The organism is Pantoea sp. Sc1 (assembly GCF_000255315.1).
In the GTDB taxonomy this organism is placed as follows: domain Bacteria; phylum Pseudomonadota; class Gammaproteobacteria; order Enterobacterales; family Enterobacteriaceae; genus Pantoea; species Pantoea anthophila.
Window position 1 is genome coordinate 400,841 of sequence record NZ_AJFP01000001.1, and the last position, 26,024, is coordinate 426,864.

The window sequence follows — 26,024 nt, forward strand, 5'->3', positions numbered from 1 at the left end:
AAATCGGATCGCCATTCGATTAACTACGATGATAAACCAGAGTGTGATTGGCCGTGCGTTTTTTTCAGTCAGCACCGGGTTTGACAAGCGAAGGGAAGATAAGTGGCATCAGAGAGTGGAAAAACAAGGGCCGGACAGCGTCCGGCCTCAATCATTATGCGTCGAACGGATCGCGCAGAATCATTGTTTCACTGCGATCGGGACCGGTTGAAATAATATCAATCGGCACACCCGTTACCTCTTCAACGCGCTTGATGTAATCACGCGCCGCCTGAGGTAAACCTTCCAGCGTCTTAACGCCAAACGTTGTCTCGCTCCAGCCTGGCAGCGTTTCGTAGATCGGCTCAATGCCTTCCCAGTTCTCTGCTGCCAGCGGCGTAGAGGTCACTTCGCGGCCATCCGGCATACGGTAAGCGACACAGATTTTCACCTCTTTCAGGCCATCCAGCACGTCCAGCTTGGTCATGCAGAAACCTGACAGGGAGTTGATCTGAACTGCACGGCGAACGGCTACCGCATCCAGCCAGCCGGTACGACGACGACGTCCGGTGGTCGCACCAAACTCGTTGCCCTGTGCACACAGGAACTCACCGGTTTCATCGAACAGCTCGGTCGGGAACGGGCCTGCACCTACGCGGGTGGAGTACGCTTTCACAATACCCAGCACGTAGTCGACATAACGCGGACCGATACCTGAACCGGTCGCCACGCCACCTGCGGTGGTGTTGGACGAGGTCACGTAAGGATAGGTCCCGTGGTCGATATCCAGCAGGGTACCCTGCGCGCCTTCAAACATGATCAGATCGCCACGCTTACGCGCGCTGTCCAGCAGTTCAGAGACGTCAACCACCATGCCGGTCAGGATGTCAGCGACTTCCATCACATCGCTCAGCACTTTGTCGAAATCGACGGCTGGCTCTTTGTAGTACTCCACCAGCTGGAAGTTGTAGAAATCGACCACTTCCTTCAGCTTGGCAGCAAAGGTTTCTTTGTTGAACAGGTCGCTGACGCGCAGTGCGCGACGCGCCACTTTATCTTCATAAGCCGGTCCGATGCCACGGCCGGTGGTACCAATCGCTTTGGCACCGCGCGCACGTTCACGCGCCATGTCCATCGCAACATGATATTGCAGGATCAGCGGACAGGCTTCAGAAATCAGCAGACGTTCACGTACCGGAATCCCGCGCGCTTCCAGACCTTTCATCTCCTTCATTAAGGCTTCAGGAGATAGCACAACACCGTTACCAATGATGCTGGTCACGTTATCGCGCAGAATGCCAGAAGGGATCAGGTGGAGGACGGTTTTTTCACCGTTGATGACAAGCGTGTGGCCCGCATTGTGGCCGCCTTGATAACGCACAACGTAATTCGCGCGTTCAGTCAGAAGGTCTACAATCTTACCTTTACCTTCGTCACCCCATTGGGTGCCCAGTACGACGACGTTCTTACCCATTTCTCAAAATCACCGATTGCTTAAAAAAGGATTCTACCATCTGATCCCGCTGTTTTCAGCACTTTTAGCATACGATTGCGCGCTTTTTTGCCTGAGTTTTGATCACTACAACATGTTGGGGATTCTGGCGCAAAAAGGCACAATTTAGCCGGTTTCAGCCACGGTTTCAGACGTTGCCGTGCAGACTCAGCATGCAGTAGATGACCATGCCGGCCACCACCAGTCCGCCGCCGAAACGGTGCAGCAGACGATCCGGTAAGCGGGTCATCGACAGGATCATGCGTCGCCAGAGGCGTGGCATAAACATCGGCCCCAACCCTTCGAGCACCAACACCAGCGCCAGTGCCATCCAGATGCTTGTTTTCATTCTGATACCTAAAAAAAAGGCCGACAACATTGCGGCCTGTAGGTTATATCAGTTCTTAGCGTGTCGCGTTAGAGGGCGCCTTCATATATCGGAAGAAGTCGCTATCCGGGCTTAACACCATCACGTCCTGATTTTCGCTGAAGCTGTTTTCATAAGCGCGCAGGCTACGAATAAAGGCGTAGAAGTCAGGATCTTTGCTGAACGCATCGGCAAACAACCGGGCCGTTTCCGCATCACCATCACCGCGGGTGATCAGCGCTTCACGCTGCGCTTCGGCCAGCGTACGCGTGACCTGATAATCCGCCTGGGCGCGCAGTTTTTCCGCCTCTTCCTGACCCTGTGAACGCTGGCTGCGTGCAACCGCTTCACGCTCAGCGCGCATACGGTTGAAGATCGCATCAGACACTTCGGTCGGCAGGTTGATCTGCTTGATGCGCACATCAACGACCTGAATACCTAACGCGGCCATACTGTTCGGATTCGGAGCGGGCTCGTTGCTGTTGGTTTCACGCTCAACACGGGCCGCTGCGCTGGCAATCGCGTCATCCGCCGCTGGCGTCGCCACTTCATCATCGCTGCCGACAGAACCGGTGTTCAGCGCGTCACGCACGTCCGTGGTCAGGCGACCGCGGGAATCCGTAACGATATCTTTCACATCCAGACGGCCCATTTCAGAACGCAGGCGGTCACTGAACTTACGTTTCAGCAGCACTTCCGCCTGAGAGACATCCCCGCCACCGGTGGCCAGGTAGTAACGACTGAAGTCGCTGATACGCCACTTGATGTAGGAGTCCACGATCAGATCTTTCTTCTCTTTGGTGACGAAGCGATCGGCCTGATTGTCCATGGTCTGGATACGTGCATCCAGCGTCTTAACCGTTTCCAGGAATGGGATCTTGAAATGCAGACCCGGCTCAAACACCTGCGGCTTGTTTTCGCCGTCGCGCAGGACTTTACCGAAGCGCAGCACGATGCCGCGCTCGCCTTCCTGCACCACAAACAGCGACGCATAGAGCGCCACCAGCACGACGATAATTAAAAATATTATTGGCTTACGCATCGATTACTCTCTCCCTTCGCGCTGGCTGTCGCTGCGCTGAGCATTCGCCCGGCGCTGATCCATGATGTTGTCCGGACTGTATGACGACGTGTCATTGCGGCTGGCATTGCGATCGGAGAGCGCAGGCAGTGACGAGCTGGTTCCGCCCTTCTGACCGTGCTGGCCGGATGCCGCCTGACCGCCACGCATCAGCTGGTCCAGCGGCAGCATCATCAGATTATTACCGCGATCGTTAACCAGGACTTTGCGGGTATGGCTCAGTACGCGTTCCATGGTCTCAATATAGAGACGCTCCTTGGTGATCTCTGGCGCCGCTTTATACTCCGGCAGAATCTTAGCGAAACGCGCCACTTCACCCTGCGCTTCCAGAACGGTTCGCTCTTTGTAAGCGCGCGCCTCTTCCAGAATACGCTGCGCCTGGCCATTCGCACGAGGCTGAACTTCGTTAGCGTAGGCTTCCGCTTCACGGACGTACTGCTCGCGGTTTTCACGTGCGGCAATAGCGTCATCAAACGCAGATTTCACCTCTTCTGGCGGACGGGCCGCCTGGAAGTTGACGTCCAGTACCGCGATGCCCATGTTGTACGGGCGAATCGTCTCGTCAATTTCACGCTGGGTATCGCTACGCACCACGGTACGGCCTTCGGTGAGAATGCGATCCATGGTAGAACGGCCAATTACGCCACGCAGCGCGCTGTCGGTCGCCTGACGCAGGCTGTCGTCGGCGCTGGTGACCGCATAAAGATAGCGTTCCGGATCGGTCACGCGGTACTGCACGTTCATCTCTACGCGCACTACGTTTTCGTCGGAGGTCAGCATGACGCCAGACGCCGCCAGTTCACGCACCGACTCGACGTTGACCGCACGAACCTGATCGATAAAGGTCGGCTTCCAGTTCAGACCCGGTTCGACCAGGTGACTGAACTTACCGAAACGCGTGACCACGCCTCGTTCCGCTTCTTTGATGGTGTAGAAACCGCTTGCAGCCCAGATGACGACCGCCGCTACCGCGACGATGCCAGCCAGTTTGCCACCGCTGCCGGAGCCGCGCTGACCGTTATCGCTCTGTTTGCCACCGCCCAGTCCGCCAAGCTTCTTGCTCAGTTTACGGAAGATATCATCCAGATCAGGAGGCCCGGATTCCCGTCCTCCCTTATTCCCCCCAGAGTTGCCGCCTTGATTATTGCTGCTTCCCCACGGGTCGCGGTCCTGTCCGTTATTTCCGGGCTGATTCCACGCCATGTTCTACTCCATTTATTGTAATTACGGTTTTTACCCTTCATTTTTCGGATGCGACAATCGTCGAATGTTAAGGTAAATGCGTTTTGGCAATATCAAACAATGTAACTGGTCAGCGACGGTTCCTGCTTACATAAACGCATCCATTCAATAATGGGCATACGTATCTGCAATCCTACACTGCCGTCTTCTTCATTCCACTCTTTCTCAATCGCCTGCAACTGATAGAAGCGACTGCGAAGTCGCCCCGCTTCCGGTGGCAGACGTAATGCATGCTGAGCAATCTCCCCGGACAGCCGCTCAGAGAGCGCCTGCCAGAGCAACGGAAGGCCTGCACCGGTCTGGGCAGAGAGCCAGACACGAATCGGCAGATTCTCTTCGTTGCGATCGATACGCGGCTCAAATCCGTCGAGCATATCGATTTTATTCATCACCAGTAACGTCGGGATCTCATCCGCCTCAATCTCTTCGAGGACGGCATCGACGGCGGCCATATTATCGGTGACGCGAACATCGGCGCCATCAACCACGTGCAGCAGCAGCGTCGCCTGGCGTGTCTCCTGCAGCGTGGCTTTAAACGCGGCAACCAGGTCGTGAGGAAGATGGCGAATAAACCCGACCGTGTCCGCCAGCACGACTTCCCCGACATCAGCCACATTCAGACGGCGCAGCGTAGGGTCGAGCGTCGCAAACAGCTGGTCTGCGGCAAAGACGTTGGCCGAGGTCATGGCATTAAAGAGGGTCGATTTGCCGGCGTTGGTATACCCCACCAGCGAAACGGTCGGCACATCCGCTTTGGCACGTGACTGACGCCCCTGTTCGCGCTGCTTTTCAACCCGCTCAAGGCGAGACAGAATCTGGCTGATGCGTCCGCGTAACAGACGGCGGTCTGTTTCTAACTGGGTTTCACCCGGACCCCGCAAACCAATCCCGCCCTTCTGGCGTTCAAGGTGGGTCCAGCCGCGCACCAGACGTGTGGCGAGATGGCGAAGCTGTGCCAGCTCGACCTGCAATTTACCTTCGTGGGTGCGTGCCCGTTGGGCAAAGATATCCAGAATTAAACCGGTGCGATCAATGACCCGGCATTCGCACAGGCGCTCGAGGTTTCTTTCCTGAGCGGGCGTAAGGGCATGATCGAATAAGACGACCGATGCTCCTGTTGTTTTTACCGCATCGGCAATTTCAACGGCTTTTCCTTCACCGACAAAATACTTGGGGTGTGGCGCTTTACGGCTGCCAGTTACCACTTGCAGCGCCTCAACGCCAGCAGAAGAGACCAGGGTTTCGAACTCCTGCAGATCTTCTACTTCTTTGTCTTGGGAGAACCAGATGTGTACCAGTACGGCCTGCTCACCGGCATCATAACGGTCAAACAAGCTATAACCTCGCTAAAATAAAAGACCAGGACGGAAAACCACTGTTCTCCGATCCTGGCTGTACGGCGACGCGTTACTCTGCGTTATCACCGTCTTGTTGTGGCTGTGGCTGCGCAGATGTGTTGCTGCCACCATGATGGTAATTGTTGCTGCCGCCACCGGTATTATTGCTATGGTGAGAAACCGGGCGTGAAGGAACAACGGTAGAAATGGCATGTTTATAAACCATCTGACTTACCGTGTTTTTCAACAAAATGACGAACTGATCAAATGACTCAATCTGACCCTGCAGCTTAATACCGTTAACCAGATAAATCGAAACCGGAACACGTTCACGACGCAGTGCGTTCAAAAACGGGTCTTGTAATGATTGCCCCTTAGCCATTCTATCTTTTCCTTATATGCTTGTTGTTTGTTGCTCGTAGAACCTATGGTTCTGAAAAAAACTGCGTAAAAATTTGCGCACGATAACTCATCAATTGTACACAATCACCCATGCTTCGCACTAAGAACCTGTAACACCGTATCACGCGCCAGCCGGGGCTCGTCACTGTCAAGCCAGTGAACGTTTTCCCAGCCACGTAACCAGGTCATCTGTCTCTTAGCGAGCTGCCGGGTTGCGCAAATTCCCCGATAAACCATCTCGCTGTAATCGATTTCGCCTGATAAATAAGACCACATCTGACGATAGCCAACACAACGAATGGAAGGCATGTCCGTATGCAAATCACCTCGTGCAAACAGGGCCCGAGCCTCCGCTTCAAATCCTGACGCCAACATCTGCTCAAAACGTAACGCGATGCGCTGGTGCAACAGTTCACGGCTCGCGGGGGCGATGGCAAACTGATGCACGTCGTAGGGTAACGCTTCACCGGAGGTTTTTGTCAGTTCCGTTAAAGTTTTACCCGAAATAAAAAAACTTCCAGTGCTCGCGAAAGTCTCTGCGGATCATTCGGATGAATACGACTACCAGCAACCGGGTCGATCTCACACAGCTGGCGGTGCAAAGCTTCCCAGCCTTTTTCACGCGCCGTTTGCTCTATCTGCTGACGAACGTCGGGATCGGCCGAGGGCAACGGCGACAATCCTTCAAGTAACGCCTTGAAGTAGAGCATGGTTCCACCAACAAGCAACGGAATTCGTCCAGCCTGAACGATATCCGCCATTTCTGCTAAAGCATCGCGCCGGAACTCCGCAGCCGAATAGGCTTCTGCGGGGTCGCGGATGTCGAGCAGACGATGGGGGGCCACTGCTAACTCCTCAGCCGACGGTTTTGCCGTACCAATATCCATCTGACGATAGATTAAGGCAGAATCGACGCTGATTAGTTCCACCGGTAACTGCCTGCGCAGTTCAATGGCTAATGCGGTTTTACCCGATGCAGTGGGTCCCATCAAAAAAATCGCCTTTGGCCGGCCAGCCTGGTTCAGTTCACTCATGCTTCAACGCGTTAATCGCGCTCTCAATCTCTAAGGGCTGTAACAAGCCTGAAGGTGGCGATTTCAGTAGCTGTGGACAAAGCCGTTCGAGCTCTGCCAGCAGGTTGATCGCCTGTGAGTGATTCCAGTCGGAGGACGCTGCATCCTGACGCCGTGCCAGCCACTGGGCCAGCTGCGTCGCAGAGTTCTCCTGCTGCCGGGCGAGATAGCCTAACAGTTCAGGAATCAAGATTTGTAAATTTTGTGTTCGTAACGGTAAAGGCACCGCACGCAGGGTCACGTGGTCACCGTCAGGCTGCAGATCGATACCCATCTGACTGAGCAGACTGCTGTTTTCTTTAGCGGCCTGACACTCCTCCCGCGCCATTTTCAGGCGCACCGGAATTAGAAGGGGCTGCGGTTTAAGCCCCTCGTCACCCGGTTCGAGCTGCGCCTGCTTCAGCCAGCGCGCCGCGACCGGCAGCGCCATCAGGAACAGTTTCTGGTCCTGTTCCAGCAGCGCATAGTGGTTCTGCAGGACGGTCAGCACCCGGCCAAAACTCTGCGCATGGGCCGCCAGCGGCGTGGCTTTCTCCGGCTGACGCCGCGCAGCCGGTTCGCGGGCTTCAGGCGCCGCCGCACTGGCGGCAGGCGTTTTCAGCAGCTGCTGATAAACCGCGCCTTCACGCTGACGATAGACGTTCTCTTTGTTTTGCCATGCGGGGGCTGGCTCACGGGCGGGCGCGGCCGGCCGGTTCTCACTGGCGGAGGTCGCAGGCTGGGCAAAATGGTTGCCCCCGGCGGCCTGACGATTCTCCGGCTGCCAGCGTGGGGCCGGTTCTTCTGCTTTCAGCGCGGGCAGCGCTGGTGCGGCAACCGCCTGAAGCGCGCTGACCACGCCCTGATAAATAAAGTCATGCACCAGACGTGACTGATGAAACCGCACTTCATGTTTGGCCGGATGGACGTTGACATCCACCTGATGCGGATCGATCTCCAGATAGAGCACGTAAGCGGGTTGCTGCTCATCCTGCAGCTGGTCCTGAAAAGCCTGGCGGATAGCGTGGTTGATCAGCCTGTCACGCATCATGCGCCCATTGACGTAGCAATATTGCAGCTCGCTGACCTGACGCGACCCGGCCGGATCGGCGACCCAGCCTCGCAGCGAAAGATCGTCATGTTGCCAGTCGATGCGCAGCGCATGCTGCATAAAGGTGGTGCCGCAGATGGCGGCCAGCCGCCGTTCTCGCTGACTCTCCTCGCTGACGGCCCGATACTGGCGCATCATTTTGCCGTTGTGGCTGAGTGAAAAGGCGACATCAAACCGCGCCAGCGCAATACGACGAATCACCTCGTCGATGTGACCAAATTCGGTTTTCTCGGTGCGCATGAATCTGCGCCGCGCGGGGGTGTTATAAAACAGGTCCAGCACTTCCAGCGTGGTGCCGCAGGGGTGCGCAGCCGGTTTGACCGTCACCGCCATCTCACGCCCTTCGGCATAAGCCTGCCAGGCTTCGGTTTGATCGGCGGTACGCGAGGTTAAGGTCAGGCGGGAGACCGAACTGATACTGGCCAGCGCTTCCCCCCGGAACCCCAGACTCATGATCGCCTCCAGGTCATCCAGCGAGGCAATTTTACTGGTGGCGTGCCGGGCGAGCGCCATCGAGAGTTCGCTTTTCACGATGCCGCAGCCGTTGTCACGGATGCGGATAAGCTTTGCGCCCCCTTTTTCAATATCAACGTCAATGCGCGTTGCGCCAGCATCAAGGCTGTTTTCCACCAGCTCTTTTACAACCGATGCAGGACGCTCAACCACTTCCCCCGCCGCAATCTGGTTTGCCAGCTGAGGCGGTAAAATTTGTATCGGCATGGTGGATATCCTTTTGGCTGACAGCCCGGCGCGTGGCCGGGCGAACAATCAGGATGCAGGGATTTTCAGGTTCTGCCCCAACATTACGTTGGTCGACTTCAGATTATTGGTCTGCATTATCGCTTTCGGGCTGACGCCATAGTGTGCGGCGATACCGGTCAGGGAATCCCCGACGACCACTTTGTGCCGCACAACACCCCGGGCGCGGGTCGTGCGGCTGGCCGTGGCACTGGCGGGCACCTTCAGCCGCTGTCCGACCCAGACCACATCCCGCTTCAGCGTATTCAGCTCACGCAGCGTCGCCATGCTGACGCCATACTTCGCGGCAATACCGGAAAGCGTCTCACCGCGCGTCACCGTATGACGCTGCGTTGCCCCGGTATATTGCGTCACCCCGGTCGCCGGGTTGCTGGCGACGCTAACCGCCGGCGACGAGCCCAGCGGCCGGTTTTCCTCCTTTGGGATGGATTGCAGCGGGTGCGCCAGGAAATAAGTGCGCAGACCTTTGTAGATCGACTGCGCAATCTTATCCTGGTGTGCGCTACTGCCAAGCAGTCGCTCCTCCGAGGAATTACTGATGAAGCCGGTTTCCACCAGCAGAGAAGGAATGTCAGGTGAACGCAGCACGCCCAGGCTGGCATGTTCAGGCAGCCGTTTATGCAGCGAGGTGACGCCGCGCAGCTGCTGCAACACTTTCTGCGCGATGTCATATCCGACGCGCTGCGAGTGACCAAACTGCAGGTCCAGCACCGCCTGGCTGAGGTAGGGATCCGCCTGGCTGTTAGCCAGCAGGTCGCCTGCGCCGCCCAGCAGCTCAGACTGTTTCTCTTTCTGCTCCAGCCAGTTAGCCATCTCGTTATTGGCACGGCGGTTGGATAAGACCCAGACCGATGCACCGGTGGCTGCGTGGCTCGGCGCCGCATCCGCATGGATTGACACCAGCACGTTCGCATTAGCTTTACGCGCTACGTCAGAACGGCCCATCACCGAGATAAAATAGTCACCATCGCGGGTCAGAACGCCTTTAAACATCGGATCGTTGTTCAGCAGCACCCGCAGTTTACGCGCAATCGCGATAGTGACGTTCTTCTCCTGCAGCCCGCGCTGTCCGATGGCGCCCGGGTCCTGACCGCCATGCCCGGCGTCAATCGCCACAATCACCGTGTCATTGTGGCTGACCGCCGCGCCAGGGCGTACCGTGCTGGCAGAACTGCTCACTGAGGTAACCGGATTGGCGTTAAATGGATTGGCAGCGGCACTCTGGACGGGCGCTCGCGACGGGGCTGTCACCGGAGCGGGTGCACTGCGCGTCACCGCCGGCGCTTTACCGGTAATCGTGAAGACCACGCTGTAGCTGTTGCCATTGCGCTGGGTAACCGCACGGGTTTTCCCCGCCTGCGTCAGCTCAAACACCAGCCGCACGCTCTGTTTATCTTTCGGGGTACTGGTCCGAATCCGCTTTACGATATTTTCCCCGCTGAAGTTCAGCGGCAGCCCCTGAACCACGCCGCTCTGGCGCACATCAAGCACCACACGATCGGGATTGCGCAGCGGGAAGAAGCCGTAAACAGGCTGTCCGGCAAAGTTCAGGGTAATGGTGGCCTGGCTGTCGCCGTTAGCCACTTTAATATCGGATAACGTAGCGGCAAACAGCGGTGTACAGACCAGCAGCAGCAGTGTCACCAGCGCGATTTTCATCCGTGACATCATGCCTGATCCCTGCCCTGATCAACGTGTTCAATCCATTGCTGTCCGGCTGCGGATTGTGCCGTCAGCTCCGCTTCCCGTGCCTCACCCACATAGCGCAGCGTCAGTGTGACATCGGGCGACGGCAGAAAACCAGCGCCCTGCTGCGGCCATTCGACCAGACAGATTGCCTCGCCGCTGAAATAGTCGCGGATCCCCATAAACTCCAGCTCTTCGGGATCGGCCAGGCGGTAGAGGTCAAAATGATAAAGGGTGCGATCACCCAGCGCATAAGGCTCCACCAGCGTGTAAGTGGGGCTTTTAACGTTGCCCTGATGGCCGAGCGCCTGAAGAAAGCCGCGGCTGAAGGTGGTTTTACCCGCCCCCAGATCGCCATAGAGATAAATCACTGCCGCGCTGCCACAGGCGCGCGCCAGCTGAGCGCCCAAACTGAGCGTAGCCGCCTCATCGGGCAAAGAGATAACACAGGTCTTCATGCTTCTTTATTCATCTCAGGATTAACAAACTGCCACAGTAGATCCAGTAAATCTGTTGCCAGCATACCGCGCGTGCCGCGTTGTGCCGCCACCGCATCGGCTGCGGCACCATGCGCCACACAGCCAGCGCAGGCCGCCCCGAACAGCGGCAGTTGCTGACCCATCAGCGAGGCGATGATGCCACTCAACAGGTCGCCCATACCGCCGGAGGCCATACCGGCATTGCCTACATCAGCAAAGGCCATTTCGCCCTGCTCGCTGGCAATAATCGTACCGGCACCTTTCAGTACCACTACGCCACCATATTGCTGCGCCAGTCTCTGCGCTGCATGTAAGCGGTCACTCTCAATTTCACTGGTCTCGATATTCAGCAAACGTGCCGCTTCGCCAGGATGCGGCGTAATGATGCGATTCTGACGTTTCTCCGCACTGATTGCCAGCAGGTTAAGTGCATCTGCGTCCCAAAGCATCGGCTTTTCACTGCCTGCCACTGCTTTCAGCGCCTGCTTACCCCACTCGCGCTGTCCTAATCCAGGCCCGACCGCGATGACATCGGCCCACTCCAGCGCCTCTTTCAGGCGTTCATCGGTCAGTTCATCGACCATCACTTCGGGGCGGGCTGTCAGGATCGGGATAATGTTATCTTTGTGAGTGAGTACTCGCACCAATCCACTGCCGGTGCGCAACGCGGCCTCAGCCGTCATGCGCACTGCCCCGGCCGTTCCGGCATCGCCCCCGATGACCAGCAGACGGCCATGGTTGCCTTTATGCGAGGTGGGTTTGCGCGGCTTGAGCCAGCGGGTCAGTGCGCTGGCATCATAACGCGCCATCGGCGCGGTTTCTCCCGCGAGAAACGTCGCCAGGCCAAGGTCGGCATAATAGAGCGCGCCGATGACGTCGCGGGCTTTGCCGGTAAGCTGGCCCGGCTTCAGCGCCACGACGCTCAGGGTATGTGTGGCGTTAATCACCTCACCGGGCGTCGTGCCGTTTCGCGCGTATAAGCCGGACGGCATGTCGATGGCGAGGATCGGTGCCGCGTGGGCGTTTGCCTGCTGAATCAGCGTGGCATAGGGTTCCGCAGGCGCGCGCTGTGTGCCGGTGCCCAGCAGCGCATCGACAATCACATCCACCTGCTCTGGCCAGGCTGCACCAGCCGCATGGATTTCGCCGCCCGCATCCAGCCAGGCGTCCCGGGCGCGCTGCGCCTCTTCCGGTAACGCTTTTTCACTGTCACACGCCAGCAGCGTGATGGTTTTACCCGCGGCCTGTCCCAGTCGGGCCAGCACATAGCCATCCCCGCCGTTGTTACCGTGGCCGCACAAAATCAGCCAGTGGCGGGCATCAGGCCAGTGCCGGTTCAGATGCTCATAGGCAGCCTGCCCGGCGCGCAGCATCAGTTCATAGAGGGTAATGCCAAGGGCATCGGCTCCCTGCTGCTCAAGCTGCGCCACCGCCTGCGCAGGCCAGACAGAATATGGTAAACTGCGGTCGTTTCTCTTCGAATCCTGGTCACTCATGTCATACCCTCTCGATCTTCATCAGTTCGCACAACAGATTAAACAGTGGGGATTAGATCTCGGCTTTCAGCAGGTCGGCATCACCGATACCGATCTCAGTGCGGAAGAGCCGCGCCTGCAGGCGTGGCTGGAGAAGCAGTATCATGGCGAGATGGAGTGGATGGCGCGACATGGCATGATGCGGGCGCGTCCGCATGAACTGCTTCCCGGCACGCTGCGCGTCATCAGCGTTCGCATGAACTACCTTCCGGCCAAAGCCGCCTTTGCCAGCACGCTGAAAAATCCCCGACTGGGCTATGTCAGCCGTTATGCATTAGGCCGCGATTACCACAAAGTATTGCGCAATCGCCTGAAAAAGCTCGGAGAAATGATCCAGCAGCATTGCAGCGAGCTTAACTTCCGGCCCTTTGTAGACTCGGCCCCGCTGCTTGAGCGGCCGCTGGCAGCTAAAGCAGGACTGGGGTGGACCGGCAAACATTCGCTGATTCTGAATCGTGAAGCTGGCTCGTGGTTTTTCCTTGGCGAGCTGCTGATCGATATACCCCTGCCGATTGATACGCCGCAGCAGGAGCAGTGTGGCCGCTGTGTCGCCTGCATGACCATCTGCCCGACCAGCGCTATCGTTGAGCCTTACGTCGTGGATGCCCGCCGCTGTATTTCCTATCTCACTATCGAGCTGGAAGGGGCGATCCCGGAAGCGTTTCGCCCGCTGATGGGCAACCGGATTTATGGCTGTGATGACTGCCAGTTGATCTGTCCGTGGAATCGTTACGGGCAACTCAGCGATGAAAGTGACTTCTCTCCCCGCGCGGCCCTGCATGCACCGGAGCTTATCGATCTGTTTCAGTGGGATGAGGCGAAATTTTTGCGTATCACCGAAGGCTCGGCAATTCGACGGATTGGTCATTTGCGCTGGCTGCGTAATATTGCGGTGGCGCTGGGTAATGCGCCCTGGTCAGCGGATATTGTGCCAGTACTGGAACAGCGGCTCGGAGAGAGTGAACTGCTGGATGAACATATTCTGTGGGCGGTCGCCTGTCAGCAGCAGAAACGCCAGCAACTCGTCGTGGACGTGCAGCCTGCTCAGCAGAAACGTCTGGTGCGTGCCATTGAAAAAGGTTTACCCCGTGATGCGTGATTAACCAGCCAGCCGGCAGTTTATCGTTTTCCACACGCTGTGAATAAAAATAAAAACCTGTTGTCATTCAACTGCAATAACGGGCGTTTCACGCTGGAATAACAAATTGAAATATACTCATAATCAATAATATCAACAACTTAAGAAAAAGTTGTGTTTATTTAATAATGAGTCTACCGCTTCGTTTTAACGATAAAGCTGTGGATAACTCTGTTCAGAAACATTTTACAGATCGCCGTAAAAGGTGCAGACGATGGGGTGCCGTGCTGTGGATAACCTTAGGCTGACAATCAAAATCAGACGACGATAAACCGTCGGATAACTGATCACAATGAGGTTGATGTTAAATCTGGAGCGGGAAACGAGACTCGAACTCGCGACCCCGACCTTGGCAAGGTCGTGCTCTACCAACTGAGCTATTCCCGCATAGAAGGGCACTGCTAAACAAAACTGGAGCGGGAAACGAGACTCGAACTCGCGACCCCGACCTTGGCAAGGTCGTGCTCTACCAACTGAGCTATTCCCGCAAAGAGGGTACTGCTGATTAAAACTGGAGCGGGAAACGAGACTCGAACTCGCGACCCCGACCTTGGCAAGGTCGTGCTCTACCAACTGAGCTATTCCCGCGCCTTGTACCGACACTAAATTCTTCACCGGTACGGGGTGCGCATTATACGAGAAATCATTGCTGCTGCAAGCGTCTGAAAGCAGAATTTTTCGTTTTCAGCGCGTTTGCCGATTAAATCGGCAACCTGGCGATTTCATGCGCACCCTTCGCGGATTAAAGCTGCAAAAAGTGTTCGCGGTAGTAAGCCAGCTCCGCCACTGACTCGCGGATATCATCCAGCGCCTGGTGTGTGCCGCCTTTTTTGAAGCCTGGCAGGATAGAGGGTTTCCAGCGGCGGGCCAGCTCTTTCAGGGTGCTGACATCCAGATAGCGATAGTGGAAGTACGCCTCCAGCTCAGGCATGTACTTAAACAGGAAGCGCCGATCCTGCCCGATGCTGTTGCCGCAGATAGGTGAGGTGTTCGCCGGCACCCACTGCTTCAGAAATTCCAGGGTGGCCAGCTCCGCCGCGCGATCGTCAATCGTGCTCGCCTTCACCCGCTCAACCAGACCGCTGTTGGTATGGGTGCGGACATTCCACTCATCCATCAGCGCCAGCTGCGCGTCAGACTGATGAACCGCGATAACCGGCCCTTCTGCCAGAATATTCAGGTTGGCATCAGTCACCAGGGTCGCAATCTCAATAATACGGTCGTGAGCCGGATCAAGCCCGGTCATCTCAAGATCAATCCAGATCAGGTTCTGTTCATTTCCAGTAGCCATGCTGTTTCCTGCGGTTGCTATAGTCGTCATTCACGATGAATAAGGTGTATCATAGACGTTTTGCCCAGCCGGGCGAAATCTGGCTAATGCTGTGAGGGTGAGTGAGTAAAAATAAACTGTCGAAGGGCCAACAACGCCGCGTAAGCGCTAACCACGATCGCCGTCTCAATCAGCGTAAAGAGCGCCCGGAAGCGGACGACAACCTGTTTGGGGAAGCCGCAGATGGGGTTGTTGTCAGCCGTTTCGGCATGCACGCTGACGTTGAGGATAGCGCAGGCGTTGCCCACCGCTGCAATATCCGCCGCACGATCCGTTCGCTGGTGACCGGCGATCGGGTGCTGTGGCGTCCGGCAACCAGCGGCGGCAAAGGGATTGTGGAAGCGGTGCATGAACGCACCAGCGTGCTGACCCGTCCCGATTTTTATGACGGTGTGAAGCCGATGGCGGCCAACATCGATCAGATCATTATTGTCTCTGCGATCCTGCCTGAGCTGTCGCTTAACATCATCGATCGCTATCTGGTGGCCAGCGAGACCCTGGAGATCGAGCCGCTACTGGTCCTCAACAAAACCGATCTGCTGGATGAGCGCGCGCGCGCCGTGGTCGATGAGCAGATGGATATCTACCGTGCGATTGGCTATCGCGTAGTGATGGTCTCCAGCCGGGCGAAAAATGGCCTGGACGATCTCGAAGCCGCCTTAACCGATCGCGTCAGTATCTTTGCCGGTCAGTCCGGCGTCGGCAAGTCGAGCCTGCTGAACGCCCTGCTCGGCTTCGACAAAGAAGAGCAGCTCGCGATTCTGACCAACGAGGTGTCAGACGGCTCCGGCTTAGGTCAGCACACCACCACCGCCTCACGGCTCTATCACTTCCCGCACGGCGGAGATGTTATCGACTCCCCCGGCGTGCGCGAGTTCGGCTTATGGCATCTGGAGCCGGAACAGATCACCCGTGGATTTGTCGAATTTCGCGCCTTCCTGGGTGCATGCAAATTCCGCGACTGCAAACATGGCAGCGACCCGGGCTGTGCGATTCGCGAAGCGGTGGAAGCCGGTAAAATTCATCGCTCCCGTTTCGACAACTACCACCGTATCCTGGAGAGCATGGCGCAGGTAAAAACGCGTAAAAATTTTCCTGACGGTGAGAGTTAACCGGTATAACCGCGTGATCCGGTCTGACCAGAAGATTTTGCGAGGTGGCTTCCGTTCGTCGATCCAGACCGTGCAGCATGCGCGGAATCAGGTATAGTCGCCATCAGAACGGGGCACTGCTACAATCCGCTTCCTTTTTTCAACGTCATAAAATAGCCAGGAGGCTAAGGTGTTTGATCGTTTAAAACTCGGCTTGAATCATATTCTCCCGAAGAAATGGCTGACTGAACTCGCCGGTTGGGGCGCCAGTCGCCGCGGTGGTTGGTTGACCAAACTGGTCATTGACATCTTTGTCTGGTTTTACAAAGTCGACATGGCGGAAGCACGAAAGCCCGACACCGCCAGCTATCGGACGTTTAATGACTTTTTCGTGCGTCCGCTGAAAGAGGATGCGCGTCCGGTGGATGCTGACGCCAGCCTGATCGCCCTGCCCGCAGATGGCGCTATCAGCCAGCTCGGCCACATCGACGGTGACCAGATTTTCCAGGCCAAAGGTCATCACTACTCGCTTGAAGCACTGCTGGCGGGTGATGAGCGGATGGCGGCCCGGTTTGTGGAGGGCGAATTCGTCACGACCTATCTGGCCCCGCGTGATTATCACCGCGTTCATATGCCGTGCAACGGTATCCTGCGTGAGATGATCTATGTGCCTGGCGATCTCTACTCGGTCAATCCGCTGACCGCGCGTAACATCCCGAATCTGTTCGCCCGTAACGAACGCGTCATCTGCTACTTTGAAACCGATATCGGGCCGATGGTGCAGATCCTGGTGGGCGCCACCATTGTTGGCAGTATCGAAACCGTCTGGGCAGGCACGATTACGCCACCGCGTGAAGGCGTAATTAAGCGCTGGCACTATCCGGCAGCGGATGATGAAGGCGCCGTGGTCCTGCTGAAAGGTCAGGAGATGGGTCGCTTCAAACTCGGCTCTACCGTCATCAACCTGTTCGCACCGGGTCGCGTTAAACTGGCTGAAAGCCTGGAAGCGGAAAGTAAAACCCGTCTGGGACAACCGCTGGCCCTGGCGCTGCCGGTCGCGACAGACCTCTCCGACGTCATCGTCGACTAAATTGAGTGTCCTCCGTGCGTTCGATTCTCCTCCTGCTGCTGAGCCTCTGGCTCAGCAGCTCGGCCTTTGCGGCCAGCCTTCCTGACGCCAGCCAGCTCAAACAGCAGCTGGAAGAGATAAAATCGGCCAAAAGCTCGCCCGCGCAGGCAGAGCAGATCCAGTCGATTGAAGCCGCCCTGAATTTCCTCTCTGAACGTGATGACTCCCTGGAGCGCGCAGCGCAGTATCAGCAGGTCATTGATGATTTTCCGCGTCTGGCGCGGGAGCTGCGTCAGCAGATCGCCACGCTCAGCGACAGCGGAAAAACAGTGCGCAGTAATATGAGCAGCGCCGAACTGGATCAGGAGATCCTGCAGGTCAGCAGTCAGCTTCTGGAAGAGGGGCGGCAGGCGCGCCAGGAGCAGGATCGGGCGCGGGAAATCAGTGATTCGCTGTCGCAACTGCCGCAGCAGCAGACGGATGCCCGCCGGGCGATGACGGAGAGTGAGCGTCGTCTGCAGAGTGCCAGCAACAGCAGCTCGCCGCAGGGGCAGCTCCAGCTGGCGGCTCGCCAGGCGGAAAATGCGGCGAATAAAGCACTCGTCGATGAGCTTGACCTGGCACAACTCTCTGCCAATAACCGTCAGGAACTGGCGCGGATGCGGGCGGAAGCCCATCAGCGTAAAGCAACGCAGCTGGATAACTACCTGCAGGCGCTGCGCAATCAACTCAATGACCAGCGGCAACGCGAAGCCGAAGTTGCGCTGGCCCGCACCGAGCAGCTGGCAGAAAACAGCGGTGATTTGCCGCAGGACATCAGCGATCAGTTCCGGGTTAACCGTGAACTCTCTGTCGCCCTGAATCAGCAGGCGCAGCGGATGGATCTGGTCGCATCGCAACAGCGTCTCGCCACTAACCAGATCATTCAGGTTCGTCAGGCTCTCTCGACGCTGCGTGAGCAGTCGCAGTGGCTGGGTGCCTCTAACCTGCTGGGTGAAGCGCTGCGGGCGCAGGTTGCGCGACTGCCCGAGATGCCAAAGTCCCAGCAGATTGACAGCGAGATGGCGCAACTTCGCGTGCAGCGTCTCTACTACGAAGATCTGATGGCGCAGCAGGAAACCCTGCGCAAGGGGCATCAGGCCAATGGTCAGCCCTTTACCGCCGAGCAGAAGCGTATCCTCGATGCGCAACTCCGCACCCAGCGTGAACTGCTCAATTCGCTGATCTCCGGCTGTGACACGCTGATTCTGGAGATCACCAAGCTGAAGGTCAGCAATACTCAGCTTCAGGATGCGCTCAGTGAAGTCAAAGATGCGACGCACCGCTATCTCTTCTGGACCGCCGACGTCAGCCCGATTGGGCTGAGCTATCCGCTGGACCTGGCGAGAGATCTTTCCCGGCTGCTGTCGCTGGATACGCTGGGTCAGCTTGGGAAAGCGATAGCAATGATGTTTACCAGTCGCAACACGGTGCTGCCAATTATTGGTGCGCTGCTGCTGGTTGGCTTCAGTATCAGCTCGCGACGCCACTTCAATGCTTTTCTGGATCGTTCTGCCAGCAAAGTCGGCAAAGTGACACAGGATCGCTTCCGTCTGACCATCCGCACCGTGTTCTGGTCGATTCTGGTGGCGCTGCCGCTGCCCGTATTGTGGGGTACGCTGGGGTATGGCCTGCAGAACGCCTGGCCCTACCCTATCGCAGTGGCGATTGGTGATGGCATTACCGCCACGCTGCCGCTGCTGTGGGCATTCATGATCAGCGCCGCCTTTGCCCGCCCCAACGGATTGTTCATCGTCCATTTCCGCTGGCCGCAGAACCGGGTCGCGCGCGCCATGCGCTACTACTCGCTGAGTATCGGGCTGATTGTGCCGCTGATCATGTTGCTTATCGCCTTTGGTAATCTTGAAGACCGGAAGTTCTCAGCATCGCTGGGCCGCCTCTGTTTCATCCTGATCTGCGGGGCCATCAGCATCGTCACCGTCAGCCTGAAGCGTTCCGGCATCCCGCTCTATCTCGATAAAGAGGGAAACGGCGATAACATAGTGAACCGGATGCTCTGGAACATGATGATCGCCATGCCGCTGATGGCAGCCCTCGCCTCTGCCGTAGGGTATCTGGCGACCGCGCAGGCGCTGCTGGCCCGTCTGGAAACCTCAGTCGCTATCTGGTTCCTGCTGCTGGTCATCTATCACATCATTCGCCGCTGGATGCTGATTCAGCGGCGGCGTCTGGGCTTTGATCGCGCCCGTCAGCGCCGTGCCGATATGCTGGCGAACCGGGCGCGCAGTGAAGAAGAGAAAGAGCAAGGCACCCAGAACACCGACGCGATTGAAGTCGAGGAGCCGGTGATCGACCTGGATGCGATCAGTGCGCAGTCGCTGCGGCTGGTGCGCTCCCTTCTGACATTGATCGCCCTGGTCTCGGTGATTGTCCTGTGGTCGGAAATTCACTCGGCCTTCGGCTTCCTGGAAAATATTCAGCTGTGGGATGTCAGTACCTCCGTGCAGGGCGTGGAGTCGATTCAGCCGATTACCCTGGGGTCGGTACTGATTGCTATTCTGGTGTTTATCATCACGACTCAGCTGGTGCGCAACATGCCAGCCCTGCTCGAGCTGGCGCTGTTACAGCATCTTAATCTGACGCCGGGCACCGGCTACGCCATCACCACACTGACCAAATATCTGCTGCTGCTGATTGGCGGACTCATTGGTTTCTCCATGATCGGCATCGAGTGGTCGAAGCTGCAGTGGCTGGTTGCCGCATTAGGTGTGGGACTGGGGTTTGGTTTGCAGGAGATTTTTGCCAACTTTATCTCAGGCCTGATCATTCTGTTTGAAAAACCGATTCGTATTGGCGACACCGTGACGATTCGCGACCTGACCGGCAGCATTACGCGGATTAACACCCGTGCCACCACCATTACCGACTGGGACCGCAAAGAGATTATCGTGCCGAATAAGGCCTTTATCACCGAACAGTTTATTAACTGGTCGCTCTCCGATTCCGTTACGCGTGTAGTGCTTACCATCCCGGCCCCGGCCAAAGTGAGCAGCGAACAGGTCACCACCATCCTGACGCAGGCGGCGGAACGCTGCAGTTATGTGCTGGATACACCTCAGCCGGAAGCCTTCCTGGTCGATTTGCAGCAGGGGATTCAGCTGTTTGAACTCCGGGTGCATGCCGCTGAGATGGGACATCGTATGCCCCTGCGTCACGAGCTGCATCAGCTGATCCTGCGTGGATTTGAGCAGCACGGTATTGAGATGCCGTTCCCGCCGTTCCAGATGCGAATGGAGACCCTGGGTAAGAAGCTGCCTGCCAGTAACGGGACACCGGCGGCCCGTGCCTATAAATCGGGTGGCCTGTAAGAGAGCATGCCTGGCAGAGTCGGGGAAGTGAAGTACAGGGGGAGTCGCGGCAAGATCGAGCCTGCACAGGGAACACGGGCAGATCGGAAAGGCGCTAAAGCCAATCCCTGGCCGCTCGGCCCGCGCCGTCCATGGCGCGGGACGCTTTCCTCTTCTGCCCGTATTCCCTGTACTCTGAACGTCTCAGTGGCGGTCAGAGGCTTCTGATTTGATATTGTCATGAATGCAAAACGCCCGGCCAAAGCCGGGCGTTTTCAGTCAGTGACGTCTGCTACTGCTTAACGAACGCCTCTCCCTGTTCGATATCTTTCTTCAGGGTTTCCAGCATGCCTGACAGCGCCTGCTGCTCATACGCACTGAGTGTGCCGATCGGCTTGCGTTCAGCAATCCCGTTTTTACCCAGCAGCAGCGGCTGTGAGAAGAAGCGCGCATGTTCGCCCTCGCCTTCCACATAGGCACACTCCACCACGTTCGCTTCGCCATTCAGCGCGCGTACCAGTGACAGCCCGAAACGCGCAGCTGCCTGCCCCATCGACAGCGTGGCCGAACCGCCACCGGCTTTGGCTTCCACGACCTCAGTGCCGGCGTTCTGAATACGTTTGGTCAGATCCGCTACCTCCTGATCGCTGAAGCTCACCCCTTTAACCTGAGAGAGCAGCGGCAGAATGGTCACGCCAGAGTGGCCGCCAATCACCGGCACTTCAACCTGGTCAGGCTGCTTGCCTTTCAGTGCCGCGACAAAAGTATTGGCGCGAATGATATCCAGCGTGGTGACGCCAAACAGACGGTTCTTATCGTAGACGCCATGCTTTTTCAGCACTTCCGCCGCGATAGCAACGGTGGTGTTGACGGGGTTAGTGATCACCCCGATCAGGGCTTTCGGCGCGGTTGCCGCCACCTGTTCTATCAGGTTACGGACGATACCGGCGTTAACATTAAACAGGTCCGCACGATCCATACCGGGTTTGCGTGCGACACCTGCTGAAATCAGGACCACGTCGGCACCTTTCAGGGCTGGCGTCGCGTCTTCTCCGCTGAACCCTTCAATAGTGACGGCAGTGGGAATATGGCTGAGATCAACGGCAACACCCGGTGTCACCGGGGCGATGTCATACAGTGAGAGTGCTGAACCTGCCGGAAGCTGGGTTTTGAGCAGAAGTGCGAGCGCCTGGCCTATGCCGCCAGCGGCACCGAGAACGGCAACTTTCATTCTTGACTCCTTATTAAGGTGGGGCAGAGATGGGCCGAAATTCTATCTGTGTCAGACCTTAATCAACTGCTCAGGCGATAATGATAATCCGCTGTTAATTCTACGTGTTTTCACACTTAATCGCCGGATTCAAAAGTTACTTATCATGTCGCCTGAATGACCGACAACCGTGCCGTCGTCAGACAGAGAACGGCTATGTTCGTTTTCTGTTACTACACCACCAATAGTATAACAACTTTGCAACCTTCGCCTTTCGGGGCTGTGACAGGGGTTTTGGTCTGAAGGGATTTATTTGCTATTATCGCCGCCCGCTAGCCGCCCGAACCCTGCTCATCAATCGACCGATTGCATAAAAATGCATTTAAATGCATAATCACCACTCTGCCGCGGGCGGATGCGCGGTTATTCTTTCTATTTATTGGTAACCTATGCGAAACCCATCGAAACAAGACGATCTGATCAAGGCTTTCAAGGCCTTATTAAAAGAAGAAAAATTCAGTTCCCAGGGCGAAATTGTTCAGGCGCTTCAGGATGAGGGCTTTGAAAATATCAACCAGTCCAAAGTCTCGCGGATGCTGACCAAGTTTGGCGCAGTGCGCACCCGTAATGCCAAAATGGAAATGGTCTATTGCCTGCCTGCCGAGCTGGGTGTGCCGACGACCACCAGCCCGTTAAAAAACCTGGTGCTGGATATCGACTACAACGATGCGCTGGTGGTCATTCACACCAGTCCGGGCGCAGCACAGCTGATTGCACGCCTGCTGGATTCATTAGGAAAGTCGGAAGGAATTCTTGGCACCATTGCCGGGGATGACACCATCTTTATTACCCGTGCGCGTGACTTCACGGTCAAGCAACTGCATAGCGCGATCCTCAACCTGTTTGAACAGGAACTCTGATCGCTGACTGGCGGCCGGCCATCCTGCGCCTGGTCGTCAGTTCATCTCTCTGCCCGCGCTTTCTCTGCGGTTTGCGCTTCTCCTCTTCCCGTTACGCGCTCCTCTCGTGACTGCCGTTCTGCGAGGCTTGCCCCCGTTTTCAGGCAGCAGGCTGGTGGTCAGATAGCGTCGTCTGCTTCACATTTTGCGCTATTTTACACTGCTTTACATCACTAATCCGGCCGCATTGCCCGGATCCAGATCAAACACCAGCCCGATATACCACCTTCTTTCGCACGAAACGTTAAAGTCATTTATCCCCTTGTTTCTGCTGTTAAAACACGCTCAAAGCTCATTTTTCACCCTGTTTTTATAACGTCCGGTTATTAAAAGTAGCCATAAGGATAAAGAATCACAAAAAAACATTATTAGCGAGGTATTAATTTCTGACGTTATTAGTCCTATACTTCTTTTCGTGATGCAAATCACACTAACTAAAAAGATAAAAACAGACGACGAGGAAAATTTCATGAACGTAAAAACTACCATCGCTGCTCTTAGCGTGCTCTCTGCCCTGTCATTCGGTGCTGTGGCAGCAGAATCTATCACCGCCTCTCAGGCACAGGATCTGCAGGCTGTCGGCACCATCAGTGTCAGCGGTGTAGCGGGCTCACCGATGGATATCCGACAGAAACTGAGCGACAAAGCCGATCAGCAGGGCGCAAAAGCCTATCGCGTCATTGAGGCTTACAACAACGGCAATTATCACGCGACCGCCGCGCTCTATAACTAAGGCGTCGCCCCACTCCGGCTGATGCGATAAGCCGCGTGCCGGAGAGCGTAAGCAGAATTTCAGGAGAGCAGAAAATGAAAACCAAACTTGCCATCGCTGCACTGAGCATCGCCCTGTTTTCAGCAGGTGCCAGTGCCGCCAGCCTGGTTTCTAATGAACAGGCGCAGGGTTTGCAGTCAATGAACCAGACCATCAGCATTGCGGGCCGTAACGGCGACCAGACGCATATCCGTCAGGTTCTGTCGGAGAAAGCGGATGCGCAGGGCGCAAGCCACTATCGCATCATCGAAAACAACCAGGACAACACCTGGCATGTGACCGCTGAGCTGTATAAATAATTCACTGTGATGACGCCTTATGGCGTTGAAAATATCGACGACCCGCACCAATGATTAACCGCAGGTTGTTGAATGTAATGAGGAGACGAACATGAACATCAAAACAACCATCGCTACAGTCAGTCTGCTTTCCGTTATGGCTTTCGGCGCTTCCGCCGCGCAGCTGGTAACCGGCGATCAGACGCAGAACCTGCAGCCTGCGGGCACCGTAACCATCAGTGGTACTGCGGGCGCACCGATGGATTATCGCGCTGAACTGTCTCAGAAAGCCGATGAACAGGGTGCCAGCGCCTATAAAGTGATCGAGGCGCGCACCGGTGATAACTACCACATCACCGCACAGCTTTATAAGTAATTCCTCGTCACTATCATGACGAACCCTTTGGCCCCGCTCGCCGGGGCCTTTTTTCATCTGACGTTAAAGTGAAGCTGACCTTCCAGCTCCTCTTCAGCTTCATCAAAGAGTAAAATCAGGGCCCCATAACGCCGTCGCTGTCCTCTGCCCAGATTGATGAACTCAATCTCCAGCGGCATCGGGAGCAGATCCCCCGTCACCACATCCCATAACCCATCCAGATCGCAGATGCGACGCTCATCCAGCGCAAATCGCTCGCTGAACTGGCGGAAAAAATGGGCCTGGTCGACAATCTCATTAAAATCAAAACGCTCGGTTTTCATGCTGACGGCTCCCATGCTCCGTCTGCGGGCGACCCTCGCCGCCCGTGCCCTTCTGCTAGCCCAAACCGCCCAGATGCAGCGCTTTGACCTCCAGATACTCTTCCATGCCGAGTACCGACCCCTCACGGCCCAGACCCGACTCTTTGACGCCGCCAAAGGGTGCCAGCTCGGTTGAAACGGCACATTCGTTAATGCCGATCATGCCGCTTTCCAGCGCCGCTGAAACGCGGAACACCCGCTGCAGATTCTGCGTGTAGAAATAGGCGGCCAGGCCAAATGGCGTATCATTGGCGCGGCGGATCACCTCATCTTCATCATCGAAGCGGAAGCAGGCGGCAACCGGGCCAAAGGTCTCTTCCTGCGCGAGCTGCATCCCTTCGTGTGCTTCGGCAATTACGGTTGGCTGCCAGAAGTTGCCGCCCAGCGCATGGCGCTCGCCGCCTGCCAGCAGTTTGCCGCCTTTTGCCAGCGCGTCATTGACGTGCTGCTCCACTTTCTCCACCGCCGACGCTTCAATCAATGGCCCGACAATCACGCCCTCGTCCAGACCATTACCCACCTTAAGCTTGTTCACCTCTGCGGCCAGCTGCGTGGTAAAACGATCGTAGACACTGTTGTGGATGTAGAAACGGTTTACACTGACGCACACCTGACCCGCATTGCGGAATTTGTTCGCAATAGCACCCTGTACGGCGGCATCGATGTCGGCATCGTCAAAGACGATGTAAGGCGCGTTACCGCCCAGCTCCATGGACACTTTCTTCATGGTTTCGGCGGCATTGCGCATCAGCAGCTTGCCCACCTGGGTTGAACCGGTGAACGAAATCTTCCGCACCGCTTTGCTGGCCATAATGGCGTCGCTGATGGCATGGGTGTCACCCGCTACGGCGTTCAGCACGCCATCCGGGACGCCAGCCTGTTTCGCCAGGGCCAGCAGGGCAAAGGCGGAGAGTGGCGTGTTGTTGGCGGGTTTGATGATGCCGGTACAGCCCGCGGCCAGTGCGGGTCCCAGCTTGCGGGTCAGCATCGCCATCGGGAAGTTCCACGGTGTAATGGCGGCCACAACGCCAATCGGTTCGCGGGTGGCCAGGATGCGGGAACCCGCTTTGGCGGGCGGAATGATCTCGCCATTGGCTCGCTTCGCCTGTTCGGCAAACCACTGGATAAAACTGGCGGCATACTCCACTTCGCCCTCCGCCTCTTTCAGCGGCTTGCCCTGTTCCGTCGTCATCAGTTCGGCCAGCCAGCGTTTGTTCTCAATGATGAGCTGGTACCAGCGAGTGAGAATCTCAGCACGCGCTTTTGCCGTCTGCGCACGCCAGGCGGGAAAGGCGCGTTCTGCTGCGGCAATCGCCTGTTCCGTTTCAGCCTTGCCCGCTTTTGCGACCTGTGCAATGACCTCGCCGGTTGCCGGATTGGTTACGTCAAAGGTGGATGTCGCCGGGTGCCACTGGCCGTCTGCCAGATAGCCGGTCTGAAACAGCTCGCTCTGTTGCAGTGATGTCATTGATTCGCTCCTGTCAGTTTTACGCTTCCGTCTGAAGAGTATAGTTGGCAAAAGCGACAGATTTTGTGACGGGCGGGGATTGCGCAGGCCGCTGCCGATCGC

General features: G+C 56.7%; 22 protein-coding genes, 3 tRNA genes and 1 pseudogene. 8 read left to right on the top strand and 18 right to left on the bottom strand.

What is annotated here, in order from left to right; genetic code table 11:
- Window positions 1-154 precede the first annotated feature (154 nt).
- From S7A_RS01885 to nnr, 11 genes and pseudogenes are all read right to left on the bottom strand, one after another.
- A complete protein-coding gene (locus S7A_RS01885; RefSeq protein ID WP_009087463.1) occupies window positions 155-1,453 on the bottom strand; it encodes an adenylosuccinate synthase in 1,299 nt (432 codons plus the stop codon).
- 166 nt (window positions 1,454-1,619) lie between these two features.
- Window positions 1,620-1,820, bottom strand: coding sequence for a DUF2065 domain-containing protein (locus S7A_RS01890; protein ID WP_009087464.1), 201 nt, complete (start codon window positions 1,818-1,820; stop codon window positions 1,620-1,622).
- Between the two features lie 55 nt (window positions 1,821-1,875).
- Window positions 1,876-2,880 carry a protease modulator HflC gene (gene hflC / locus S7A_RS01895; protein WP_009087465.1) on the bottom strand — a complete coding sequence of 335 codons (1,005 nt, stop codon included), beginning with the start codon at window positions 2,878-2,880 and terminating at the stop codon, window positions 1,876-1,878.
- 3 nt (window positions 2,881-2,883) lie between these two features.
- Window positions 2,884-4,122, bottom strand: a complete 1,239-nt coding sequence (hflK, locus tag S7A_RS01900; protein WP_009087466.1) for an FtsH protease activity modulator HflK — start codon at window positions 4,120-4,122, stop codon at window positions 2,884-2,886.
- Window positions 4,123-4,214: 92 nt separating this feature from the next.
- Complete coding sequence (gene hflX, locus S7A_RS01905; protein ID WP_009087467.1) at window positions 4,215-5,495, bottom strand: ribosome rescue GTPase HflX; 1,281 nt, start codon at window positions 5,493-5,495, stop codon at window positions 4,215-4,217.
- Window positions 5,496-5,568: 73 nt separating this feature from the next.
- Window positions 5,569-5,880: an RNA chaperone Hfq gene (gene hfq / locus S7A_RS01910; RefSeq protein WP_009087468.1), complete on the bottom strand. Its 312-nt coding sequence runs from the start codon at window positions 5,878-5,880 to the stop codon at window positions 5,569-5,571.
- A gap of 104 nt (window positions 5,881-5,984) precedes the next feature.
- Window positions 5,985-6,934 (bottom strand): annotated as a pseudogene (gene miaA / locus S7A_RS01915) (tRNA (adenosine(37)-N6)-dimethylallyltransferase MiaA).
- Window positions 6,927-8,783 (bottom strand): DNA mismatch repair endonuclease MutL, encoded by a 1,857-nt coding sequence (gene mutL / locus S7A_RS01920; protein ID WP_009087469.1) that lies wholly within the window; start codon window positions 8,781-8,783, stop codon window positions 6,927-6,929. The pseudogene miaA and the gene mutL overlap by 8 nt, the downstream one beginning before the upstream one ends.
- 48 nt (window positions 8,784-8,831) lie before the next feature.
- Window positions 8,832-10,493, bottom strand: coding sequence for an N-acetylmuramoyl-L-alanine amidase AmiB (amiB, locus tag S7A_RS01925; RefSeq protein WP_009087470.1), 1,662 nt, complete (start codon window positions 10,491-10,493; stop codon window positions 8,832-8,834).
- The gene (gene tsaE, locus S7A_RS01930; protein WP_009087471.1) at window positions 10,490-10,966 is read right to left on the bottom strand and encodes a tRNA (adenosine(37)-N6)-threonylcarbamoyltransferase complex ATPase subunit type 1 TsaE; all 477 of its coding nucleotides are present in this window, start codon (window positions 10,964-10,966) and stop codon (window positions 10,490-10,492) included. The genes amiB and tsaE overlap by 4 nt, the downstream gene beginning before the upstream one ends.
- A complete protein-coding gene (gene nnr / locus S7A_RS01935) occupies window positions 10,963-12,483 on the bottom strand; it encodes a bifunctional ADP-dependent NAD(P)H-hydrate dehydratase/NAD(P)H-hydrate epimerase (protein ID WP_009087473.1) in 1,521 nt (506 codons plus the stop codon). The genes tsaE and nnr overlap by 4 nt, the downstream gene beginning before the upstream one ends.
- Here nnr and queG point away from each other — a divergent pair.
- The gene (queG, locus tag S7A_RS01940; protein WP_009087474.1) at window positions 12,482-13,621 is read left to right on the top strand and encodes a tRNA epoxyqueuosine(34) reductase QueG; all 1,140 of its coding nucleotides are present in this window, start codon (window positions 12,482-12,484) and stop codon (window positions 13,619-13,621) included. The genes nnr and queG overlap by 2 nt on opposite strands.
- A 350-nt stretch (window positions 13,622-13,971) precedes the next feature.
- Here queG and S7A_RS01945 read toward each other — a convergent pair.
- From S7A_RS01945 to orn, 4 genes are all read right to left on the bottom strand, one after another.
- Window positions 13,972-14,047, bottom strand: a tRNA-Gly gene (locus S7A_RS01945).
- Window positions 14,048-14,072: 25 nt separating this feature from the next.
- A tRNA-Gly gene (locus S7A_RS01950) sits at window positions 14,073-14,148 on the bottom strand.
- A 24-nt stretch (window positions 14,149-14,172) separates the two neighbouring features.
- Window positions 14,173-14,248, bottom strand: a tRNA-Gly gene (locus tag S7A_RS01955).
- Window positions 14,249-14,402: 154 nt separating this feature from the next.
- Window positions 14,403-14,951, bottom strand: a complete 549-nt coding sequence (gene orn / locus S7A_RS01960) for an oligoribonuclease (RefSeq protein WP_009087476.1) — start codon at window positions 14,949-14,951, stop codon at window positions 14,403-14,405.
- A 101-nt stretch (window positions 14,952-15,052) separates the two neighbouring features.
- Between orn and rsgA the strand changes: the two genes are divergently transcribed.
- The 3 genes from rsgA (at window position 15,053) to mscM (ending at window position 20,518) form a co-directional block, all read left to right on the top strand.
- Complete coding sequence (gene rsgA / locus S7A_RS01965; RefSeq protein ID WP_009087478.1) at window positions 15,053-16,102, top strand: small ribosomal subunit biogenesis GTPase RsgA; 1,050 nt, start codon at window positions 15,053-15,055, stop codon at window positions 16,100-16,102.
- A 169-nt stretch (window positions 16,103-16,271) separates the two neighbouring features.
- The gene (gene asd, locus S7A_RS01970) at window positions 16,272-17,171 is read left to right on the top strand and encodes an archaetidylserine decarboxylase (protein ID WP_009087480.1); all 900 of its coding nucleotides are present in this window, start codon (window positions 16,272-16,274) and stop codon (window positions 17,169-17,171) included.
- A 14-nt stretch (window positions 17,172-17,185) separates the two neighbouring features.
- Window positions 17,186-20,518, top strand: coding sequence for a miniconductance mechanosensitive channel MscM (gene mscM / locus S7A_RS01975; RefSeq protein WP_009087481.1), 3,333 nt, complete (start codon window positions 17,186-17,188; stop codon window positions 20,516-20,518).
- Between the two features lie 271 nt (window positions 20,519-20,789).
- On the opposite strand, the gene mdh is transcribed toward mscM, so the two are convergent.
- Window positions 20,790-21,728, bottom strand: a complete 939-nt coding sequence (gene mdh, locus S7A_RS01980; protein ID WP_009087483.1) for a malate dehydrogenase — start codon at window positions 21,726-21,728, stop codon at window positions 20,790-20,792.
- A 428-nt stretch (window positions 21,729-22,156) separates the two neighbouring features.
- Here mdh and argR point away from each other — a divergent pair, with 428 nt between their 5' ends.
- The 4 genes from argR (at window position 22,157) to yhcN (S7A_RS02000) (ending at window position 24,092) form a co-directional block, all read left to right on the top strand.
- Complete coding sequence (gene argR / locus S7A_RS01985) at window positions 22,157-22,627, top strand: transcriptional regulator ArgR (RefSeq protein WP_009087485.1); 471 nt, start codon at window positions 22,157-22,159, stop codon at window positions 22,625-22,627.
- 508 nt (window positions 22,628-23,135) lie between these two features.
- Window positions 23,136-23,399, top strand: a complete 264-nt coding sequence (gene yhcN, locus S7A_RS01990) for a peroxide/acid stress response protein YhcN (RefSeq protein WP_009087487.1) — start codon at window positions 23,136-23,138, stop codon at window positions 23,397-23,399.
- A gap of 74 nt (window positions 23,400-23,473) precedes the next feature.
- Window positions 23,474-23,737 (top strand): YdgH/BhsA/McbA-like domain containing protein, encoded by a 264-nt coding sequence (locus S7A_RS01995; RefSeq protein ID WP_009087488.1) that lies wholly within the window; start codon window positions 23,474-23,476, stop codon window positions 23,735-23,737.
- Between the two features lie 91 nt (window positions 23,738-23,828).
- Window positions 23,829-24,092 carry a peroxide/acid stress response protein YhcN gene (yhcN, locus tag S7A_RS02000; protein ID WP_009087490.1) on the top strand — a complete coding sequence of 88 codons (264 nt, stop codon included), beginning with the start codon at window positions 23,829-23,831 and terminating at the stop codon, window positions 24,090-24,092.
- A 53-nt stretch (window positions 24,093-24,145) separates the two neighbouring features.
- Here the strand turns inward: yhcN (S7A_RS02000) and S7A_RS02005 are convergent, their stop codons facing one another.
- Both S7A_RS02005 and S7A_RS02010 read right to left on the bottom strand, forming a co-directional pair.
- The gene (locus S7A_RS02005) at window positions 24,146-24,415 is read right to left on the bottom strand and encodes a hypothetical protein (RefSeq protein ID WP_009087492.1); all 270 of its coding nucleotides are present in this window, start codon (window positions 24,413-24,415) and stop codon (window positions 24,146-24,148) included.
- A gap of 55 nt (window positions 24,416-24,470) precedes the next feature.
- Window positions 24,471-25,922: an NAD-dependent succinate-semialdehyde dehydrogenase gene (locus S7A_RS02010; protein WP_009087495.1), complete on the bottom strand. Its 1,452-nt coding sequence runs from the start codon at window positions 25,920-25,922 to the stop codon at window positions 24,471-24,473.
- Window positions 25,923-26,024 lie beyond the last annotated feature (102 nt).

What these genes read in the sequence shown, in the direction of transcription:
- amiB (WP_009087470.1), bottom strand. Translation starts at nt 10,493, where the DNA reads ATGATGTCACGGATGAAAATCGCGCTGGTGACACTGCTGCTGCTGGTC.
- hfq (WP_009087468.1), bottom strand. Translation starts at nt 5,880, where the DNA reads ATGGCTAAGGGGCAATCATTACAAGACCCGTTTTTGAACGCACTGCGT.
- tsaE (WP_009087471.1), bottom strand. Translation starts at nt 10,966, where the DNA reads ATGAAGACCTGTGTTATCTCTTTGCCCGATGAGGCGGCTACGCTCAGT.
- S7A_RS01885 (WP_009087463.1), bottom strand. Translation starts at nt 1,453, where the DNA reads ATGGGTAAGAACGTCGTCGTACTGGGCACCCAATGGGGTGACGAAGGT.
- S7A_RS02005 (WP_009087492.1), bottom strand. Translation starts at nt 24,415, where the DNA reads ATGAAAACCGAGCGTTTTGATTTTAATGAGATTGTCGACCAGGCCCAT.
- mutL (WP_009087469.1), bottom strand. Translation starts at nt 8,783, where the DNA reads ATGCCGATACAAATTTTACCGCCTCAGCTGGCAAACCAGATTGCGGCG.
- nnr (WP_009087473.1), bottom strand. Translation starts at nt 12,483, where the DNA reads ATGAGTGACCAGGATTCGAAGAGAAACGACCGCAGTTTACCATATTCT.
- S7A_RS01890 (WP_009087464.1), bottom strand. Translation starts at nt 1,820, where the DNA reads ATGAAAACAAGCATCTGGATGGCACTGGCGCTGGTGTTGGTGCTCGAA.
- orn (WP_009087476.1), bottom strand. Translation starts at nt 14,951, where the DNA reads ATGGCTACTGGAAATGAACAGAACCTGATCTGGATTGATCTTGAGATG.
- S7A_RS01995 (WP_009087488.1), top strand. Translation starts at nt 23,474, where the DNA reads ATGAAAACCAAACTTGCCATCGCTGCACTGAGCATCGCCCTGTTTTCA.
- mdh (WP_009087483.1), bottom strand. Translation starts at nt 21,728, where the DNA reads ATGAAAGTTGCCGTTCTCGGTGCCGCTGGCGGCATAGGCCAGGCGCTC.
- queG (WP_009087474.1), top strand. Translation starts at nt 12,482, where the DNA reads ATGTCATACCCTCTCGATCTTCATCAGTTCGCACAACAGATTAAACAG.
- argR (WP_009087485.1), top strand. Translation starts at nt 22,157, where the DNA reads ATGCGAAACCCATCGAAACAAGACGATCTGATCAAGGCTTTCAAGGCC.
- hflC (WP_009087465.1), bottom strand. Translation starts at nt 2,880, where the DNA reads ATGCGTAAGCCAATAATATTTTTAATTATCGTCGTGCTGGTGGCGCTC.
- yhcN (WP_009087487.1), top strand. Translation starts at nt 23,136, where the DNA reads ATGAACGTAAAAACTACCATCGCTGCTCTTAGCGTGCTCTCTGCCCTG.
- hflK (WP_009087466.1), bottom strand. Translation starts at nt 4,122, where the DNA reads ATGGCGTGGAATCAGCCCGGAAATAACGGACAGGACCGCGACCCGTGG.
- yhcN (WP_009087490.1), top strand. Translation starts at nt 23,829, where the DNA reads ATGAACATCAAAACAACCATCGCTACAGTCAGTCTGCTTTCCGTTATG.
- S7A_RS02010 (WP_009087495.1), bottom strand. Translation starts at nt 25,922, where the DNA reads ATGACATCACTGCAACAGAGCGAGCTGTTTCAGACCGGCTATCTGGCA.